General features: G+C 70.5%; 15 protein-coding genes. 12 read left to right on the forward strand and 3 right to left on the reverse strand.

Annotation, left to right across the window (positions count from 1 at the left end; all coding sequences use genetic code 11):
* The first annotated feature begins 84 nt into the window (after positions 1–84).
* The 3 genes from OG580_RS27040 (at position 85) to OG580_RS27050 (ending at position 4,707) form a co-directional block, all read left to right on the forward strand.
* Positions 85–783, forward strand: a complete 699-nt coding sequence (locus tag OG580_RS27040) for a GNAT family N-acetyltransferase (RefSeq protein ID WP_267046252.1) — start codon at positions 85–87, stop codon at positions 781–783.
* A 67-nt stretch (positions 784–850) separates the two neighbouring features.
* Positions 851–2,683 (forward strand): IucA/IucC family siderophore biosynthesis protein, encoded by a 1,833-nt coding sequence (locus tag OG580_RS27045; RefSeq protein WP_267046253.1) that lies wholly within the window; start codon positions 851–853, stop codon positions 2,681–2,683.
* Between the two features lie 50 nt (positions 2,684–2,733).
* Positions 2,734–4,707 carry an ATP-dependent DNA helicase gene (locus OG580_RS27050; RefSeq protein WP_267046254.1) on the forward strand — a complete coding sequence of 658 codons (1,974 nt, stop codon included), beginning with the start codon at positions 2,734–2,736 and terminating at the stop codon, positions 4,705–4,707.
* 84 nt (positions 4,708–4,791) lie between these two features.
* Here the strand turns inward: OG580_RS27050 and lexA are convergent, their stop codons facing one another.
* Positions 4,792–5,580 carry a transcriptional repressor LexA gene (gene lexA / locus OG580_RS27055; RefSeq protein WP_024754934.1) on the reverse strand — a complete coding sequence of 263 codons (789 nt, stop codon included), beginning with the start codon at positions 5,578–5,580 and terminating at the stop codon, positions 4,792–4,794.
* Positions 5,581–6,029: 449 nt separating this feature from the next.
* Here lexA and nrdR point away from each other — a divergent pair, with 449 nt between their 5' ends.
* The 3 genes from nrdR to OG580_RS27070 all read left to right on the forward strand — a co-directional run bounded on the left by nrdR (position 6,030) and on the right by OG580_RS27070 (position 10,271).
* On the forward strand, positions 6,030–6,539 hold the full coding sequence (gene nrdR, locus OG580_RS27060) for a transcriptional regulator NrdR (protein ID WP_267046255.1): 510 nt from the start codon (positions 6,030–6,032) through the stop codon (positions 6,537–6,539).
* Between the two features lie 172 nt (positions 6,540–6,711).
* Positions 6,712–9,612, forward strand: coding sequence for a vitamin B12-dependent ribonucleotide reductase (locus OG580_RS27065; protein WP_267046256.1), 2,901 nt, complete (start codon positions 6,712–6,714; stop codon positions 9,610–9,612).
* Positions 9,613–9,761: 149 nt separating this feature from the next.
* Complete coding sequence (locus tag OG580_RS27070; RefSeq protein WP_267046257.1) at positions 9,762–10,271, forward strand: GNAT family N-acetyltransferase; 510 nt, start codon at positions 9,762–9,764, stop codon at positions 10,269–10,271.
* 14 nt (positions 10,272–10,285) lie between these two features.
* Here OG580_RS27070 and OG580_RS27075 read toward each other — a convergent pair whose 3' ends face one another.
* A complete protein-coding gene (locus OG580_RS27075) occupies positions 10,286–10,816 on the reverse strand; it encodes a TerD family protein (RefSeq protein WP_267046258.1) in 531 nt (176 codons plus the stop codon).
* 111 nt (positions 10,817–10,927) lie between these two features.
* Here OG580_RS27075 and OG580_RS27080 point away from each other — a divergent pair, with 111 nt between their 5' ends.
* From OG580_RS27080 to OG580_RS27095, 4 genes are all read left to right on the forward strand, one after another.
* Complete coding sequence (locus tag OG580_RS27080) at positions 10,928–11,788, forward strand: arylamine N-acetyltransferase (RefSeq protein WP_267046259.1); 861 nt, start codon at positions 10,928–10,930, stop codon at positions 11,786–11,788.
* A 42-nt stretch (positions 11,789–11,830) separates the two neighbouring features.
* Entirely contained in the window at positions 11,831–12,436 is a 606-nt protein-coding gene (locus OG580_RS27085; RefSeq protein WP_267046260.1) for a YdbC family protein, read from the forward strand.
* A 156-nt stretch (positions 12,437–12,592) separates the two neighbouring features.
* Positions 12,593–13,252 (forward strand): histidine phosphatase family protein, encoded by a 660-nt coding sequence (locus tag OG580_RS27090; RefSeq protein ID WP_267046261.1) that lies wholly within the window; start codon positions 12,593–12,595, stop codon positions 13,250–13,252.
* A 12-nt stretch (positions 13,253–13,264) separates the two neighbouring features.
* Positions 13,265–14,173: an ADP-ribosylglycohydrolase family protein gene (locus tag OG580_RS27095; protein ID WP_267046262.1), complete on the forward strand. Its 909-nt coding sequence runs from the start codon at positions 13,265–13,267 to the stop codon at positions 14,171–14,173.
* A gap of 141 nt (positions 14,174–14,314) precedes the next feature.
* Here OG580_RS27095 and OG580_RS27100 read toward each other — a convergent pair whose 3' ends face one another.
* A complete protein-coding gene (locus OG580_RS27100) occupies positions 14,315–15,853 on the reverse strand; it encodes an MFS transporter (protein WP_267046263.1) in 1,539 nt (512 codons plus the stop codon).
* A gap of 195 nt (positions 15,854–16,048) precedes the next feature.
* Here OG580_RS27100 and OG580_RS27105 point away from each other — a divergent pair, with 195 nt between their 5' ends.
* Both OG580_RS27105 and OG580_RS27110 read left to right on the forward strand, forming a co-directional pair.
* The gene (locus tag OG580_RS27105) at positions 16,049–16,675 is read left to right on the forward strand and encodes a TetR/AcrR family transcriptional regulator (protein ID WP_267046264.1); all 627 of its coding nucleotides are present in this window, start codon (positions 16,049–16,051) and stop codon (positions 16,673–16,675) included.
* 107 nt (positions 16,676–16,782) lie between these two features.
* On the forward strand, positions 16,783–17,493 hold the full coding sequence (locus tag OG580_RS27110; RefSeq protein ID WP_267046265.1) for a ribonuclease HII: 711 nt from the start codon (positions 16,783–16,785) through the stop codon (positions 17,491–17,493).
* The last annotated feature ends 77 nt before the right edge of the window (positions 17,494–17,570 follow it).

Raw genomic sequence — 17,570 nt, forward strand, 5'->3', positions numbered from 1 at the left:
GCCGCCGTACCCGAACCCTCCCCGCACGCACCCGCCGCCGGAGCACCCACACCCCGACCGCACCGTCGAGAGGAGCGCGACACCGTGCCACCCACCCGCCCCCCGGTCGACCCGCCCGGGGACGACACCCTCGATCTGAGAGTCGACGACCTCCTCGCCCTCCTCGCGTCCGGAGGCCCGTCACCCTCCCCGGGCGCCGGTCGCTCCGGCGGAGACCTGCTCGACTCCGTCGCCGACTGGGCCCCGACCACCACCCGCTTCGGCGCCTTCCACCTCGAACCCGTACGCCTCGACAGGGACCTGGCGCTCCTCACCCGGTGGATGAACGACCCCGCCGTCGCCGCCTTCTGGGAGCTCGCCGGACCGGAGACCGTGACCGCCGAGCACCTCCGCGCCCAACTCGACGGTGACGGCCGGAGCGTCCCCTGCCTCGGCGTGCTCGACGACGTGCCCATGAGCTACTTCGAGATCTACCGCGCAGACCTCGACCCGCTCGCCCGGCACTACCCGGCACGCCCCCACGACACCGGTATCCATCTGCTCGTCGGAGGCGTCAGCGACCGCGGCCGGGGTCTTGGCACCACCCTCCTGCACGCCGTCGCCGAACTCGTCCTCGACCACCGTCCCCGCTGCACCCGGGTCGTCGCCGAACCCGACATCCGCAACACCCCCTCCGTCTCGGCCTTCCTCGGCGCCGGCTTCCGCTACGCGGCGGAAGTCGACCTCCCCGACAAACGAGCCGCGCTCATGATCCGCGACCGCACCCTCCGTCACGCTCTGTGAACACCCTCCTGCCTTACATACACCGCTCGACCCACAGCGGTTCCCACCCCGAGGAGTCCTCGTGTCGATGTCCCCTGCACCCCACGACTCCGCGCAGCCCACACCTCCCGCCGCGCCCCCCGCGTCCGCACCGGCACCCGAGCTGCTCGCGCCCCCCGAGCTGACCCCCGCCGCCTGGACGAGGGCGTCCTCCCGGCTCCTCGCCAAAGCCCTCGCCGAGTTCGCCTACGAGGAGATCGTCGAACCCGTCCCGGCCACGGACGGCGACCCCGACCACCACGCGCTCCCGCTCGACGACGGCACCACGCTCACCTTCCGTGCCCGCCGCGGGGCCTACGGCAGCTGGCAGGTCGCCGCCGAGTCGATCACCCACGAAGGCCGGCCCCTGACCGACCCCTTCGACTTCCTGCTCCGCGCCCGAAACCTCCTCAGGCTCGACGGCGCGACCCTCGGTCACCTCATCCGCGAACTCTCCGCGACCCTCGCCGCCGACGCCCGCCTCGACCGGACGGCCCTCCCCGCCGACCGGCTCGCCGAGCTCTCCTACGCCGAACTCGAAGGCCACCAGACCGGCCACCCCTGGCTCGTCCTCAACAAGGGCCGCATCGGCTTCTCCGCCTCCGACGCCGCCCGCTGGGCACCCGAGGCACGCCGCGCCACCCGACTGCCGTGGATCGCCGTCAGCAACCGGATCGCCGCCTACCGCGGCGTCGACGGACTCCAAACGCCCGACCGTCTCTACGCACAGGAACTGGACCCCGAGGTCCACGCCGCCTTCCGGGCCGAGCTTGCCGCCCAGGGCCACGAACCCGACGGCTACCTCCTGCTGCCCGTCCACCCCTGGCAGTGGGACGAGATCCTGCTCCCGCTCTACGCGCCGGCCGTCGCCGCCGGGACCGTCGTCCCGCTCTCCGCCGACGGCGACCTCCGCCTGCCGCAGCAGTCCGTCCGTACCTTCCTCAACACCAGCCGCCCCGACCGCCACACCGTGAAACTCCCGCTGTCGGTGCTCAACACCCTCGTCTGGCGCGGGCTGCCCACCGAACGGACCCTCGCCGCCCCCGCCGTGACCGCCTGGGTCCACGGCCTGCGCGACGGCGACCCGTTCCTGCGGGACGAGTGCGGAGTGATCCTTCTCGGCGAGGTCGCGTCCGTCACGGTCGAGCACCCGCTGTACGACCGGCTGCCCGAAGTCCCTTACCAGTACAAGGAACTGCTCGGCGCGATCTGGCGCGAGCCGCTCCGGCTGCCCCCGGGCGAGCGCGCCCGGACCCTCGCCTCGCTGCTCCACACCGACCCGGACGGACGGGCGTTCGTCGCGGAGCTCGTCGAGCGCTCCGGACTCGCTCCCGCCGTCTGGCTCCGCCACCTCTTCGGCGCCCTGCTGCCCCCGCTGCTGCACTTCCTCTACCGGTACGGCACGGTCTTCTCGCCGCACGGCGAGAACGCCATCGTCGTCTACGACGGCCAGGACGTCCCCGTACGCCTGGCGATCAAGGACTTCGTCGACGACGTGAACATCAGCGGCCGGCCGCTCCCCGAGCACGACACGATGCCGGACGACGTCCGTGCCGTGCTCCTCACCGAGGAACCCGACTTCCTCACCCAGTTCATTCATTCGGGGCTCTTCGTCGGTGTCTTCCGCTACCTGGCACCGCTCTGCGAGGAACAACTCGGAGTTCCGGAGAAGGAATTCTGGTCGCTCGTCCGCGCGGAGATCCTCCGCCACCAGGCGCGCTTCCCGGAGCTGAAGGAACGGTTCGAGCTCTTCGACCTCCTCACCCCCCGAATCGAGCGGCTCTGCCTCAACCGCAACCGTCTGCATCTGGACGGCTACCGCGACCGGCCCGAGCGCCCCCACGCGGCCGTCCACGGGACCGTTCCCAATCCGCTCGCGTGAGCCGCGTGCGTGCCTTGGCTGTCAGTGCCGACCCGTAGGCTGGAAGCGCTATGACGAAGCCATCCCTCCCCGACCTCCTCCACGCCGCCGTCTCCGCCGTCGGCGGCACGGAGCGCCCCGGCCAGGTCACCATGGCCGAGGCCGTGGCCGAGGCCATCGACGACAACTCCCACCTCCTCGTCCAGGCCGGTACCGGCACCGGTAAGTCGCTCGGCTACCTCGTGCCGGCGCTGGCCCAGGGGGAGCGGGTCGTGGTGGCCACGGCCACCCTGGCGCTGCAGCGCCAGCTCGTCGAGCGCGACCTTCCCCGGACGGTCGACGCGCTGCATCCGCAGCTGCGCCGCCGCCCGCAGTTCGCCATGCTCAAGGGCCGGTCGAACTACCTCTGTCTGCACCGGCTCCACGAAGGCGTCCCGCAGGACGAGGAGGACGGCCTCTTCGACCCGTTCGAGGCGGCCGCGCCCAGCAGCAAGCTGGGCCAGGACCTGCTGCGGCTGCGGGACTGGTCCGACGAGACGGAGACCGGCGACCGGGACGATCTGACCCCGGGCGTCTCCGACCGGGCCTGGGCGCAGGTCTCGGTCTCCTCCCGGGAGTGCCTGGGAGCGACCAAGTGCGCGTACGGGCCGGAGTGCTTCGCCGAGGCGGCCCGTGAGCGCGCCAAGCTCGCCGACGTCGTCGTCACCAACCACGCGCTGCTCGCCATCGACGCCATCGAAGGCGCCCCCGTGCTTCCGCAGCACGAGGTGCTGATCGTCGACGAGGCCCACGAACTGGTGTCCCGGGTCACCGGCGTCGCCACCGGCGAGCTCACCCCCGGCCAGGTCAACCGCGCCGTGCGCAGGTCCGCGAAGCTCGTCGACGAGAAGGTCGCCGACCAGCTGCAGACCGCGGCCGAGGGCTTCGAGCGGGTCATGGAGCTCGCCCTGCCGGGCCGCCTGGAGAAGATCCCTGAGGACCTCGCGTACGCGCTCATGGCGCTTCGCGACGCGGCCCGCGCGGTGATCACGGCCCTGGGCTCCACCCGCGACAGGTCCGTCCAGGACGAGGACGCCGTCCGCAAGCAGGCCATGGCCTCCGTGGAGACCGTCCACGGCGTCGCGGAGCGGATCACCCAGGGCTCGGAGTACGACGTCGTCTGGTACGAGCGGCACGACCGCTTCGGCGCCTCGCTGCGCGTGGCTCCGCTCTCGGTCTCGGGCCTGCTGCGGGAGAAGCTCTTCACGGAGCGGTCCGTGGTCCTGGCCTCGGCGACGCTCAAGCTCGGCGGCGACTTCAACGGGGTGGGAGCGTCGCTCGGCCTCGCCCCCGAAGGGACCAAGGGGGACGACCTGCCCGTCTGGAAGGGCATCGATGTCGGCTCCCCGTTCGACTACCCCAAGCAGGGCATCCTGTACGTCGCCAAGCATCTGTCCCGCCCCGCGCGGGACGGGGAGCGGGGCGACATGCTCGACGAGCTCGCCGAGCTGATGGAGGCGGCCGGCGGGCGTACGCTCGGCCTGTTCTCCTCCATGCGGGCGGCGCAGCAGGCGGCGGAGGAGCTGCGGAGCAGGATTCCGGAGCTGCCCATCCTGCTCCAGGGTGAGGACACCCTCGGCGAGCTGATCAAGAACTTCGCCGCCGATCCGAAGACCTGTCTCTTCGGCACGCTCTCGCTCTGGCAGGGCGTGGACGTCCCCGGTGCCAGCTGCCAGCTGGTGGTCATGGACAAGATCCCGTTCCCGCGGCCGGACGATCCGTTGATGAGCGCGCGCCAGAAGGCGGTCGAGGAGGCCGGCGGCAACGGCTTCATGGCGGTCGCGGCCACGCACGCGGCCCTGCTGATGGCCCAGGGCGCCGGCCGGCTGGTGCGGGCGACGGGCGACCGGGGTGTCGTCGCGGTGCTCGATCCCCGGCTGGCCACGGCCCGGTACGGCAGCTACCTCAAGTCCTCGCTGCCCGACTTCTGGTACACCACGGACCGCAATCAGGTGCGGAAGTCGCTCGCGGCGATCGACGCGGCGTCGAAGGCGGCGAGCGACTGATTCCCTGCCGTGCGTCTCCTGGCACGGCAGGGCCCCGGGACCGGCGCAGTGGGTCCCGGGGCCGTTCAGAGCCGGCGAGTGGTGTCAGACCCGCCGGAGCACCGCCACGACCTTGCCGAGGATGGTGGCCTCGTCGCCGGGGATGGGCTGGTACGCCGCGTTGTGCGGGAGGAGCCAGACGTGGCCGTCCTCGCGCTTGAAGCGCTTGACCGTGGCCTCGCCGTCGAGCATGGCGGCGACGATGTCGCCGTTCTCCGCGACGGGCTGGCGGCGGACGGTCACCCAGTCGCCGTCACAGATCGCGGCCTCGATCATCGAGTCACCGACGACCTTCAGGACGAACAGCTCGCCGTCACCGACCAGCTGCCGGGGGAGCGGGAAGACGTCCTCGACGGACTCCTCGGCCAGGATGGGTCCACCGGCCGCGATCCGGCCGACCAGCGGGACGTACGAAGCGGCCGGCTTGCCGGTCGTGTCCGTCGGCTGGGTGCTCGGCTGGTCCGAGCCGCGGACCTCGTACGCCCGGGGGCGGTGAGGGTCGCGACGGAGGAAGCCCTTGCGCTCGAGCGCCATGAGCTGGTGCGCCACCGAGGACGTGCTGGACAGTCCTACCGCCTGGCCGATCTCTCGCATCGACGGCGGGTAGCCGCGGCGCTGGACCGAGTCACGGATGACCTCGATCACCCTGCGCTGCCGGTCGGTGAGACCGGAGCTGTCGGCCCTGATGCCTGGAGGTCGCCCGGGAAGAGCGCGGGCGGGTCGCCCGGGCTCCTCGCCGTTCATGGCTGCGTCATTCATGGCGTGCACCGGCTCGAGTCGGCCCTGGGAGCGGTCCTGGGCGGTGATGGTGGCACTGTCTGCGGTGGTGGTCACGTCGTCGGCCCCTCTCGAATTTGTCTCCCTGGCTGGCACAACGGTAGTGGCTTTCGAAAGGTTGCGCCAAACACACGTTCGAGTGAAAATTCGCAGATTGCCTTACGCCTATACGTGCGGGGGTGTATGAGTACCGTCGCTCCGACATGCCCGGCCATCCGAATTCGGTCGTTACGGTAGCCTTCGCCGCTGGGCCGCGGACACCCGGTGTGCCCTCCCAGTGTCGCACCCGGAGGCCCGGAATCCCGGGAGCCCGCGGTCCGCGACACGCGCAGGGCGTCGAATCGTCCCCAACCCAAGATCTAGTGGTTGGATGGCATCGACCGCCCAGGGGTAGTGGTCCCCGGTCTGCCGGGGCCGCTTCGATCGCCTATGCTGGAGGTCGCTTCGCAGGGCCTTGACGGCCGGGTGAGGCTCATCAGTCGTGCTGTGAGGGAGGGTCGGAAGCCATGCACTGCCCCTTCTGCAGGCACCCCGACAGCCGTGTCGTCGACAGTCGCACCACCGACGACGGGACGTCGATCCGACGTCGTCGTCAGTGCCCCGACTGCTCTCGCCGCTTCACCACGGTGGAGACGTGCTCGCTCATGGTGGTGAAGCGGTCCGGTGTCACCGAACCCTTCAGCCGCACCAAGGTCATCTCCGGCGTGCGCAAGGCGTGCCAGGGGCGGCCGGTCACCGAGGACGCCCTCGCCAAGCTCGGCCAGCGGGTCGAGGAGGCGGTGCGCGCCACCGGGAGCGCCGAGCTGACCACCCACGACGTGGGTCTGGCCATCCTCGGCCCCCTGCAGGAGCTCGACCTCGTCGCGTACCTGCGCTTCGCGTCCGTGTACAAGGCCTTCGACAGCCTCGAAGACTTCGAGACCGCCATCGTGGAACTCCGCGAGCGGTCTCCCGCTGAGAACCGTGGGCCCGGTGCGACCCCTGAGGTCCCCGTTCCCGCCACTGCCGCCGACTGATCGGCGGGCCGGGTCGGTCACGACCCGGCGATCGGCCGCCGAGCGGCCCGACAAACGTGCCCCGGGAGACCTGTGAGGTCCTCGTGGCAGCAGTACCGAAAGACGTACAGAAGACGGTGCCCTAGGACTTTCTGGGTGCCAAAGTGTGTTTTGCCCGTATATGGGAGGCGGCATGACAGAGACGGCGAGCGGCCCGGCACGTGGTTCCCGCAACAAGGGGACCAAGTCGGCGAGCAAGGGCCTGCGTATCGAGCGCATCCACACCACCCCTGGCGTGCATCCGTACGACGAGGTGGTCTGGGAGCGTCGTGACGTCGTCATGACCAACTGGCGCGACGGCTCGATCAACTTCGAGCAGCGTGGCGTCGAGTTCCCCGGCTTCTGGTCGGTGAACGCGGTCAACATCGTCACCAGCAAGTACTTCCGGGGTGCCGTCGGCACCCCGCAGCGCGAGACCGGTCTCAAGCAGCTCATCGACCGGATCGTGAAGACCTACACGAAGGCCGGCGAGGAGTACGGATACTTCGCGTCTCCGGCCGACGCCGAGATCTTCGAGCACGAGCTGGCCTACGCCCTCCTGCACCAGATCTTCAGCTTCAACTCGCCGGTCTGGTTCAACGTCGGCACCCCGCAGCCCCAGCAGGTCTCCGCCTGCTTCATCCTGTCCGTCGACGACTCCATGGAGTCCATCCTCGACTGGTACAAGGAAGAGGGCATGATCTTCAAGGGCGGCTCCGGCGCCGGCCTGAACCTCTCCCGTATCCGCTCCTCCAAGGAGCTGCTCTCCTCCGGCGGCAACGCCTCCGGCCCGGTCTCCTTCATGCGCGGTGCCGACGCCTCCGCGGGAACGATCAAGTCGGGCGGCGCGACCCGTCGCGCGGCCAAGATGGTCATCCTCGACGTCGACCACCCCGACATCGAGAACTTCATCGAGACCAAGGTCAAGGAAGAGGAGAAGATCCGCGCCCTCCGTGACGCGGGCTTCGACATGGACCTGGGCGGCGACGACATCACGTCCGTCCAGTACCAGAACGCCAACAACTCCGTCCGCGTGAACGACACGTTCATGAAGGCCGTCGAGGCCGGCGGGAAGTTCGGCCTCACGTCCCGCATGACCGGTGAGGTCATCGAGGAGGTCGACGCCAAGTCGCTCTTCCGCAAGATGGCCGAGGCCGCGTGGGCCTGCGCCGACCCGGGCATCCAGTACGACGACACGATCAACCACTGGCACACCTGCCCCGAGTCGGGCCGCATCAACGGCTCGAACCCGTGCAGCGAGTACATGCACCTGGACAACACGTCCTGCAACCTCGCCTCGCTGAACCTCATGAAGTTCCTCAAGGACGACGGCAAGGGCGCCCAGTCCTTCGACGTCGAGCGCTTCGCGAAGGTCGTCGAGCTCGTCATCACCGCGATGGACATCTCCATCTGCTTCGCCGACTTCCCCACGGAGAAGATCGGCGAGAACACCCGCGCCTACCGCCAGCTCGGCATCGGCTACGCCAACCTCGGCGCCCTGCTGATGGCGACCGGCCACGCGTACGACTCCGACGGCGGCCGCGCCCTCGCCGGTGCCATCAGCTCGCTGATGACCGGTACCTCGTACAAGCGCTCCGCCGAGCTCGCCGCGGTCGTCGGCGCGTACGACGGCTACGCCCGTAACGCCGAGCCGCACCAGCGCGTCATGCAGCAGCACGCCGACGAGAACACCAAGGCCGTCCGCTTCGACGACCTGGACTCGCCGATCTGGGCCGCCGCCACGGAGGCCTGGCAGGACGTCGTCCGCCTCGGCGCCAAGAACGGCTTCCGCAACGCGCAGGCCTCGGTCATCGCCCCGACCGGCACCATCGGTCTCGCGATGTCCTGCGACACCACGGGACTCGAGCCCGACCTCGCCCTGGTGAAGTTCAAGAAGCTCGTCGGCGGCGGCTCGATGCAGATCGTCAACGGCACCGTCCCGCAGGCCCTGCGCCGCCTGGGTTACCAGGAGGAGCAGATCGAGGCGATCGTCGCCCACATCGCCGAGAACGGCAATGTGATCGACGCCCCGAGCCTGAAGACCGAGCACTACGAGGTCTTCGACTGCGCCATGGGCGAGCGTTCCATCTCCGCGATGGGCCACGTCCGCATGATGGCCGCCATCCAGCCGTGGATCTCGGGCGCCCTCTCCAAGACCGTGAACCTGCCGGAGACGGCCACGGTCGAGGACGTCGAGGAGGTCTACTTCGAGGCCTGGAAGATGGGCGTCAAGGCGCTCGCGATCTACCGCGACAACTGCAAGGTCGGCCAGCCCCTCTCCGCCAAGAAGAAGGAGGAGGAGAAGGTCGAGGTCACCGCGAAGTCCGAGGCGACGATCCGCGAGGCCGTCGAGAAGGTCGTCGAGTACCGTCCGGTCCGCAAGCGTCTGCCCAAGGGCCGTCCGGGGATCACCACCTCCTTCACCGTGGGTGGCGCCGAGGGCTACATGACCGCCAACTCCTACCCGGACGACGGTCTCGGCGAGGTCTTCCTGAAGATGTCCAAGCAGGGTTCGACCCTCGCGGGCATGATGGACGCCTTCTCCATCGCCGTCTCCGTCGGTCTGCAGTACGGCGTTCCGCTGGAGACCTACGTCTCGAAGTTCACCAACATGCGCTTCGAGCCGGCCGGTATGACGGACGACCCGGACGTGCGGATGGCGCAGTCGATCGTCGACTACATCTTCCGCCGCCTGGCGCTGGACTTCCTGCCCTTCGAGACCCGCTCCGCCCTCGGCATCCACTCGGCCGAGGAGCGTCAGCGCCACCTCGACACCGGCTCGTACGAGCAGTCCGAGGACGACGAGATCGACGTCGAGGCCCTGGCCCAGTCCGCGCCGCGCGCCCAGGAACTGAAGGCCGTCCCGGCTCCGGCTCCGGCCCCGGTGGCCGAGGTCCCGGCCCCGAAGCAGGCGCACACCTCGGCGGAGCTCGTCGAGATGCAGCTCGGCATCAGCGCCGACGCCCCGCTCTGCTTCTCGTGCGGCACGAAGATGCAGCGCGCCGGCTCCTGCTACATCTGCGAGGGCTGCGGCTCCACCAGCGGCTGCAGCTGACGATGGGCGGAACTGCGCCCGATGCGGTGCTCGGCGCAGTTCATCCAGCTCGTTGACCGGAAGGTGGGCGGGGGAACCGAAGGAGTTCGGTTCCCCCGCCCACTGCCGTACCGGCTGATCTCCGTCCTTGACGACGAGGTCGGAACGGCGTGCGCGGAGCCGCTGGTCCGGGCCGGGTACAGCCACTCCGCCCTGCTCGTCATGCTGCACGAGGGGCCGGTGCCGGTCGGCGGGGCCGCGGAGGAGGTCGACCTCGACGCCCTGCGCGGCCCGCTCTCCCGCCGTCGGCGGCACCTCCTGCCGGACGTCGACGACGAGGCGTCCGTCATCTCGTCGACCGGCGCGAGGCCCGTCGGCGCGGGGCCGACACCGTCCGCTTCATCGGCGCCCGTACGGAGGAGGGCGAGGTCGCCTCATGGGCCGACCTCTATCTGGACCCGGCGACCGGCACGGCCCGGATCGAGGACCTGATCACCTCGGAGGCCCATCTGAGGCGCGGCCATGCCGACGCCGTCCTGGGCACCGCCCTCCGTACGGCCGCCGCCGAGGGCTGCGGCTTTCGGTTCCTGACCGCCGATGCGGCGGACTGGCCGCGCCACTGGTACGAGCGCCGCGGCTTCTCCGTCATCGGTCGCTCACACTGCTTCGAACGGGCCTGATCGCGGAGGGTCCCTCAGGACGGCGTGGAGCCGAGGACCGCCGCGAAGGCTCGCGGGTCGGCGTCGAAGCCGTGGCTGAGGGCACGGTACGACCAGCCGTCCGCCCCGTCCCTGGTGAACTCCACGACCGTCGCCGACAGGGCGTCCGGCACGTCCGCGAAGTCGTGCGTCAGGAGGTCGGTGTACCCCTCGCTGACCCGTATGCCGGTGTTCGCTATGGCGCCGAAGGTCAGTCTGCCGCCGCCCTGTTGCACCGTCACGCCCACCACCACGCGCGCGTAGTGCGGTGCCAGCCGGTCCAGCTCCAGGGTCATGGCCTCGTCGTAGCCGAAGCCCTGGCCCGTACGGCTGTCGCGGTGCAGCGTGATCGTGCCGTCGGGGGAGCGGCTCCCGAAGTGCACCAGGTAGACCGGTGCCCCGTGCGGGTCACCGGCCGCGAAGACGCCGGCGACGAGGTCCAGATCGTGCGCCGGCGCACCGGTCGGGGCAGGATCCCACTTGAGCGTCACCTCGACCCTCGCCACGCCCTTGTTGAGTCCGCTCACGGTGCTTCCCCTCTCCACGCACGCCCCCGCGTACGCCTCGCCTCGACCGTCTCCCCACTCAAAAGCCCGTGGTTGCGGGGAGATTGCTCATGGTGTCATGGGGCTACGACAGTGGACCCGGCGGTGGAGGGGGAGAGCGGTTTGTGGAGTGGTGACGAGCTGGATCTCGACGCATATCTGGCTCGAATCGGCTACGACGTCGATCGCGACGGGGAACTCTCCCCTGATCTGAGGACGTTGACGGCACTGCACCGGGCGCATGTCCGGTCCATTCCGTTCGAGAACCTCGACGTCGCCCTCGGTCGGCAGGTCCCCCTGGACGTGAAGAGCCTGCAGGCCAAGCTCGTCCGCCGGCGTCGCGGCGGCTACTGCTACGAGCAGAACTCCCTCTTCGCGGCCGCGCTCGAACGGATCGGCTTCGGGGTGGCCGGGCGCGGAGCCCGTAACCGCACCCGGGGGGCTGCCCTGCTGCCCGTCACGCACGCGCTGTTGGCCGTCGAGACCGAGGGCCAACAGTGGCTCGCGGACGTCGGGTTCGGATGGCAGGGGCCGCTGGAGCCGGTTCCCCTGCGGGACGGGGCGCGCGTGGAGCAGGGCGGCTGGACGTTCGGGATCGGGAGGGAGGCCGACGGCATTCACGTACTCCGCTCGCTGCGTCCCCAGGGCTGGACCGATCTGTACGCGTTCTCTCCGCAAACCCTGTATCCGGGTGACTTCACGGTCATGAACCACTTCAGCTCCAGCCATCCCGAGTCGCGCTTTCTCGGCCAGGTCGTGGCCCAGAAGCCCGGGCCCGAGGTGCGGAGGGCGCTGGTGCGCGAGACGTTGTCGACGGTGTGGGCGAACGGAGCCGGCGAGGAACGGATCGTGACCGTCGGCGAGTTGGCGGCGACGTTGAAGGCCGACTTCGGTATCGAGATCGACGAGGAGGAGCGCGCGGGACTGGAGCGACTGCACCCGGTGGGAGTCTGACGCGCACTGCCGGGGCGCCCCTTCGGCCCGTACGATGGCGCGGTGTTGGTCAAGTGGATTCGCTGCACCGTGATGGACCGTCGAGGGTTCGAGCGGGGGCAGCGGAAATGGGCGGGGCTGCTCGGCGAGCCGGGGTTCCGGGGCCAGGGCGGCGGGTGGAGCCGGGCTCGGCCGGACGTCGCCCACATCTTCGCGTTCTGGGAGAGCAGGGCCTTCTACGACTCCTTCATGGCGCGGTCCCACGACCGGCTGGCGGCCTCGCAGGGGGGCACGTACAAGGACATCGAGGTGAAGCTGTTCGACCACCGCTTCGACGTGAAGACGGGGTTCGAGCCGCGGTTCACCGACGCCGATGTGGCGCGGGTGGCGCACTGCCGTGTCCACGAGGACCGGGCCGAGCACTTCGCGCTCATGCAGGAGAAGGTGTGGAACCCGGCGATGGCCGGGTCCCCGGGCATGGTGCGGGGGCTGTTCGGCGAGGCGCCCGGCAGCGAGTTCCTGGTGCTCTCGATGTGGCGGTCCGCCGCGGAGCACGGGAAGTACCGGGTGGAGCGCGTGGAGCGGCTGGGGCTGCGGGCGAGGACCGACGCCGATGTGGCGTCGCTTACCGGTGACGTGGTGCAGCTCGAGAGCGCCTGGACGGTCTGAGCGCGCGCCGGGGCCTGGGCCCTGTGGGCCCGGGTGTGCGTGTGTGGCGGGTCTTTGCGTGTGTGGCGGGTGTGCCGGGCGTGGCTCCTCCGTCGGATGGGCTTCGGGTGGCCCCTCGGCCGAGCCCGCTCCGGGCCGTCGATCTAGGGTCGGGGTATGGCACGACCGCGGCGCATCGTTCTCGTACGGCATGGAGAGTCCGAGGGCAATGCCGATGACACGGTGTACGAGCGGGAGCCCGACCATGCCCTCCGGCTCACCGAGACCGGGTGGCGGCAGGCGGAGGAGACGGGGGAGCGGCTGCGGGGGCTGTTCGGGGAGGAGCCGGTCAGCGTCTACGTGTCGCCGTACCGCCGTACCCATGAGACGCTCCGCGCCTTCCGCCTGCCCCGGGAGCAGACGAGGGTGCGGGAGGAGCCGCGCCTGCGGGAGCAGGACTGGGGCAACTGGCAGGAACGGGAGGACGTGCGTCTGCAGAAGGCGTACAGGGACGCCTACGGGCACTTCTTCTACCGCTTCGCCCAGGGCGAGTCCGGGGCCGACGTGTACGACCGGGTCGGGGCCTTCCTGGAGAGCCTCTACCGCAGCTTCGAGGCCCCCGACCACCCGCCGAACGTCCTGCTGGTCACCCACGGACTGACCATGCGGCTGTTCTGCATGCGCTGGTTCCACTGGACGGTCGCGGACTTCGAGTCGCTGTCGAACCCCGGAAACGCCGAGACACGCACGCTCCTGCTGGGCGAGGACGGGAGATACCGGCTGGACCGGCCGTTCGAACGCTGGCGTACCCCGGAACCGTACGGTCCTACCGGATAGAGTGGCTGAGCGATGACCGCTGACTCCTCACTCGACCGGCGCTTCGACCGCGCCCTGGCCAGCCTGCGCGGGCTGTCCGTGGGAGACGCCCTGGGCTCCCAGTTCTTCGTACCCGCCCACTACCCCCTGCTGAAGCGGCGCGAGCTGCCGCCCGGCCCCTGGCAGTGGACCGACGACACCGAGATGGCCTGCTCCGTCCTCGCCGTCCTCGTCGGCCATGACCGCATCGACCAGGACGCCCTCGCCCTGTCCTTCGCGAACCACCACGACTTCGACCGCGGCTACGGTCCGGCGGTCAACCGGATGCTCCGGCTCGTCCGGGAGGGCGGTGACTGGCGGGAGCTGGCCTCGGCGCTCTTCAACGGGCAGGGGTCCTGGGGCAACGGCGCCGCGATGCGGATCGCCCCGCTCGGCGCCTGGTACGCGGATGACCCCGAGCAGGCGACGCACCAGGCCGAGATCTCCGCGTACACGACACACCAGCACCGCGAGGCCGTGGTGGGTGCGATGGCCGTGGCCGCCGCTGCCGCCCTCGCCGCCGACCCGGCCGGACCGCCCACGCCCGAGGCGCTGCTCGACGGGGTCGTCGCCCTGGTGCCGCGCAGCGCGGTGGGGGCGGGCCTGCGCAGGGCGCGCGACATGCTCGACTACGGCGACGCGAGCACGGTCGCCGCGGTGCTCGGCAGCGGTCGGCGGACCAGCGCGCACGACACGGTGCCGTTCGCCCTCTGGTCCGCGGCGCGAGCGCTCGGCGACTTCGAGCAGATGTTCTGGACGACCGCGCAGGTCGGCGGTGACGTCGACACGACCTGCGCCATCGCCGGGGGCGTCGTGGCCTCCGCGGTGACCGGTGCTCCGCCGGCGGCATGGCTGCGGCAGACGGAGGACCTGCCGGGATGGGTCCCGGTCGGGACGGCCTGATACGGGAGACGCCCCCTGAGCCCTTGTAAGGGGGTTCAGGGGGCGTCGTCGTGCTCTCTCAGGGGCGTACGGCGTGTTCTCGGGGCGTGCAGCGTGTTTTCAGGGGCGTACGGTCGCACTCGCGCCACCGGTCGCACCACCTCATGCCACCGGCCCAGCCGCCTCCGCCCGGCCGCTGAGCGCTTCCAGGTCGCTCTTGCGGACGCGGATCACCAGGACCGCCGTGACCAGGGCGATCAGCACCATCGCGACGGCCGCGGTGAAGGCCGAGGCGATGCCCGCCGTCAGTACGTCGTGGCCCCATGGAGCGGGCAGCTCCTTCGTCTGCGCGAACGCAGCCTGCTGCTCGGGCGTCGCGTTCGCGAGGAAGTCAGGGGCCACCTTCGCGCCCTCCTCGCGGCTCGCCGTGGCGAAGACCGTGACCAGGATCGACAGGCCGAGCGAACCGCCGACCTGCTGTGTGGCGTTGAGCAGGCCCGATGCCGCGCCCGCCTCGTGCTGGGCGACGCCGGAGACGGCCGTGAGCGTGAGCGTCACGAAGTTGAGCCCCATGCCGAAGCCGAACAGGACCATCGGCCCGAGGACGGCGCCGGCGTAACTGCTGTCCGAGGTGATGAACGTCAGCCAGAAGAGGCCGAGTCCGGTGATCGCCGAGCCGCTCACCATGAAGGGCTTCGGGCCGAGGACCGGCAGCAGCCGCTGTGCGAGCCCCGCGCCGGTGACGATCGCGACCGTCACCGGCAGGAAGGCGAGACCGGACTGGATCGGGCTGTAGCCGAGGACGTCCTGGACCCACAGGACGATGAAGAAGAACATGCCGAACATGGCGGCCGACAGGCTGAGCATGATGACGTACGTGCCCGAACGGTTGCGCTCCGCGAACATCCGGAGCGGGGTGATCGGCTCCTTGGCCCGCGACTCCACGATCCCGAAGGCCACGAGCAGGACCACGGCCGCGACGAACGAGCCGATGGTCAGGGAGTCCCGCCAGCCCTTCTCGGACGCGCGGATGAACCCGTAGACCAGGGCCGCCATGCCGAGCGTCGAGGTCAGGGCTCCCGCGATGTCGAAACGGCCCGGGTTGCGCTCCGACTCCGCGATGTAGCGCGGGGCGAGGTAGGCGATCAGCAGGCCGATCGGCACGTTGACGAAGAAGACCCAGCGCCAGTCGAGCCACTCGGTGAGCATGCCGCCGGCGAGCAGCCCGATCGCGCCGCCGCCGGCGGACACGGCGGCGAACACGCCGAACGCCCGGTTCCGCTCCGGCCCTTCGGCGAACGTCGTGGTGATCAGCGCGAGTGAGGTGGGCGAGGCGATGGCGCCGCCGACGCCCTGCAGGGCGCGCGCGGCGAGCAGCTGCCACGGCTCCTGGGCGAAGCCGCCGAGCAGCGAGGCCAGGGTGAAGACGAGGATGCCGGCCATGAACACCCGGCGGCGCCCCAGGATGTCCCCGGCTCGTCCGCCGAGGAGCAGCAGGCCGCCGAAGGTGAGCGTGTAGGCGCTGAGCACCCACGAGAGGTCGGTGGTCGAGAAGGAGAGCGCGTCCTGGATGTGCGGCAGGGCGATGTTCACGATGGTGGCGTCGAGGACGACCATCAGCTGGCAGGCGGCGATGACGGCCAGCGCGATGCCCGGCCGGCCTCCGGCGCGGTCCGGTCCGTTCGTGGACTGTGTGTCCACCGGAGAAGTTGTCACTATGGATCCCCCACGGAAGAATTAGTGAACGCATCCGTTCACTGTTCTCCACGGTAGTGACTCCCCCTCAGTGAACGCAACCGTTCACTGAGTGCTGCCGCCGCCCGACCTGTCGGCCCGCCACCCCCGGTCCGTCCCCCGTGACTTGCCCCGAACGACTCGCTCAACGGAGAGATCCTGATGGTTACTTCGCGCTCCACGGCCGCCGCCCGGCCGGAGGGGGCGTCGCTGCGACGCCGCGGCCCCGTGCTGGAACGGGCCATTCTGGAAGCCACGCTCGAACAGCTGGGCAGCGTCGGCTGGAACGGTCTGACGATGGAGGGTGTCGCGGTCGGCGCGCAGACGGGCAAAGCGGCGGTGTACCGGCGCTGGCCGTCGAAGGAAGACCTGGTCGCCGACGCCCTCCAGGCCGGGCTGCCGACCCTCGACGAGGCACCGGACCGCGGAGGCGTCCGCGAGGACCTGTACGCGCTGTGCCTCCGCGTCCGGGACGTGATGTTCTCCAAGCCCGGCCAGGCTCTGCGCTCGGTGCTTCACGAATGCGACGCGGAGTCCGCGGAGAGGTTCCATGAGCTGATCGTCAAAGGGGTGACCGAGCCGTCGACCCGGCTCTTCCAGGGCGTGCTGCGGCGCGGAATCGCGCGGGGCGAGGTGCGGGCCGACGCGATCGACGATCTGGTGCTCGATGTCGTACCCGCCCTGATGATGTACCGCTCCAAGGTGTGCGGGAGCGAATGGCCGGACCATGAGATCGCCGACATGGTCGACCGGGTGATGGTGCCGCTGATCCGGATCGGGAAGGTCTGAGACCGGTCGGCCGTCGCCGTGTGGACGCGCCGAGGAGAAGTCGAGGAGCTCCCGAGGGGAATCCGGGTATCGCGGGCGGCGCCGGGCGGCGTAACCTGGCTGGCGCCATGCCGTACGAACCTCCCACCCACACTGTCGAGCGATCGCTCCGAGCGACCACCGGCGCCAGGATCGTCGCCGGAGTCGACGAGGTCGGGCGCGGGGCGTGGGCCGGTCCCGTCACCGTGTGCGCGGCCGTCACCGGCCTGCGCCGACCCCCCGCCGGCCTCACCGACTCCAAGCTGATCACCCCCAAGCGCCGTACCGCGCTGGCCTCGGAGCTGGAGCAGTGGGTCACGGCGTACGCGCTCGGCGACGCCTCCCCGGAGGAGATCGACGAGCTCGGGATGACCGCGGCCCTCCGGCTCGCGGCGGTCCGGGCCCTCGAAGGGCTCCCCGTCCGGCCCGACGCCGTGATCCTCGACGGCAAGCACGACTACCTCGGCAGCCCCTGGCAGGTCCGTACGGTGATCAAGGGCGACCAGTCCTGTGTCGCCGTGGCGGCCGCCTCCGTCATCGCCAAGGTCCGACGGGACGCCGTGATGGCGGAACTCGAGACCGGGGCCGAGGGATGTGCCGCGTTCGGATTCGCGGCCAATGCGGGCTACCCTTCGCCGGTCCACAAGGCCGCCCTGGAGGAGCTGGGGCCCACCCCGTACCACCGCCTCTCCTGGTCGTACCTGGACGCGTTGCCCCAGTGGCGCCACCTCAAAAAGGTCCGCCTCTCCGCAGAGGCGGCCGCGCTGGAAAGCGGGGGCCAACTCGGCTTCGACTTCTGAACTTCCGGCTGCTGAGCCCTCCCTGAGGGCCGCCCGAGCAGCCGGGGTGCACTTCCGTGCCCACCCGCCGATGCCCC

The organism is Streptomyces sp. NBC_00094 (assembly GCF_026343125.1).
Lineage (GTDB): Bacteria > Actinomycetota > Actinomycetes > Streptomycetales > Streptomycetaceae > Streptomyces.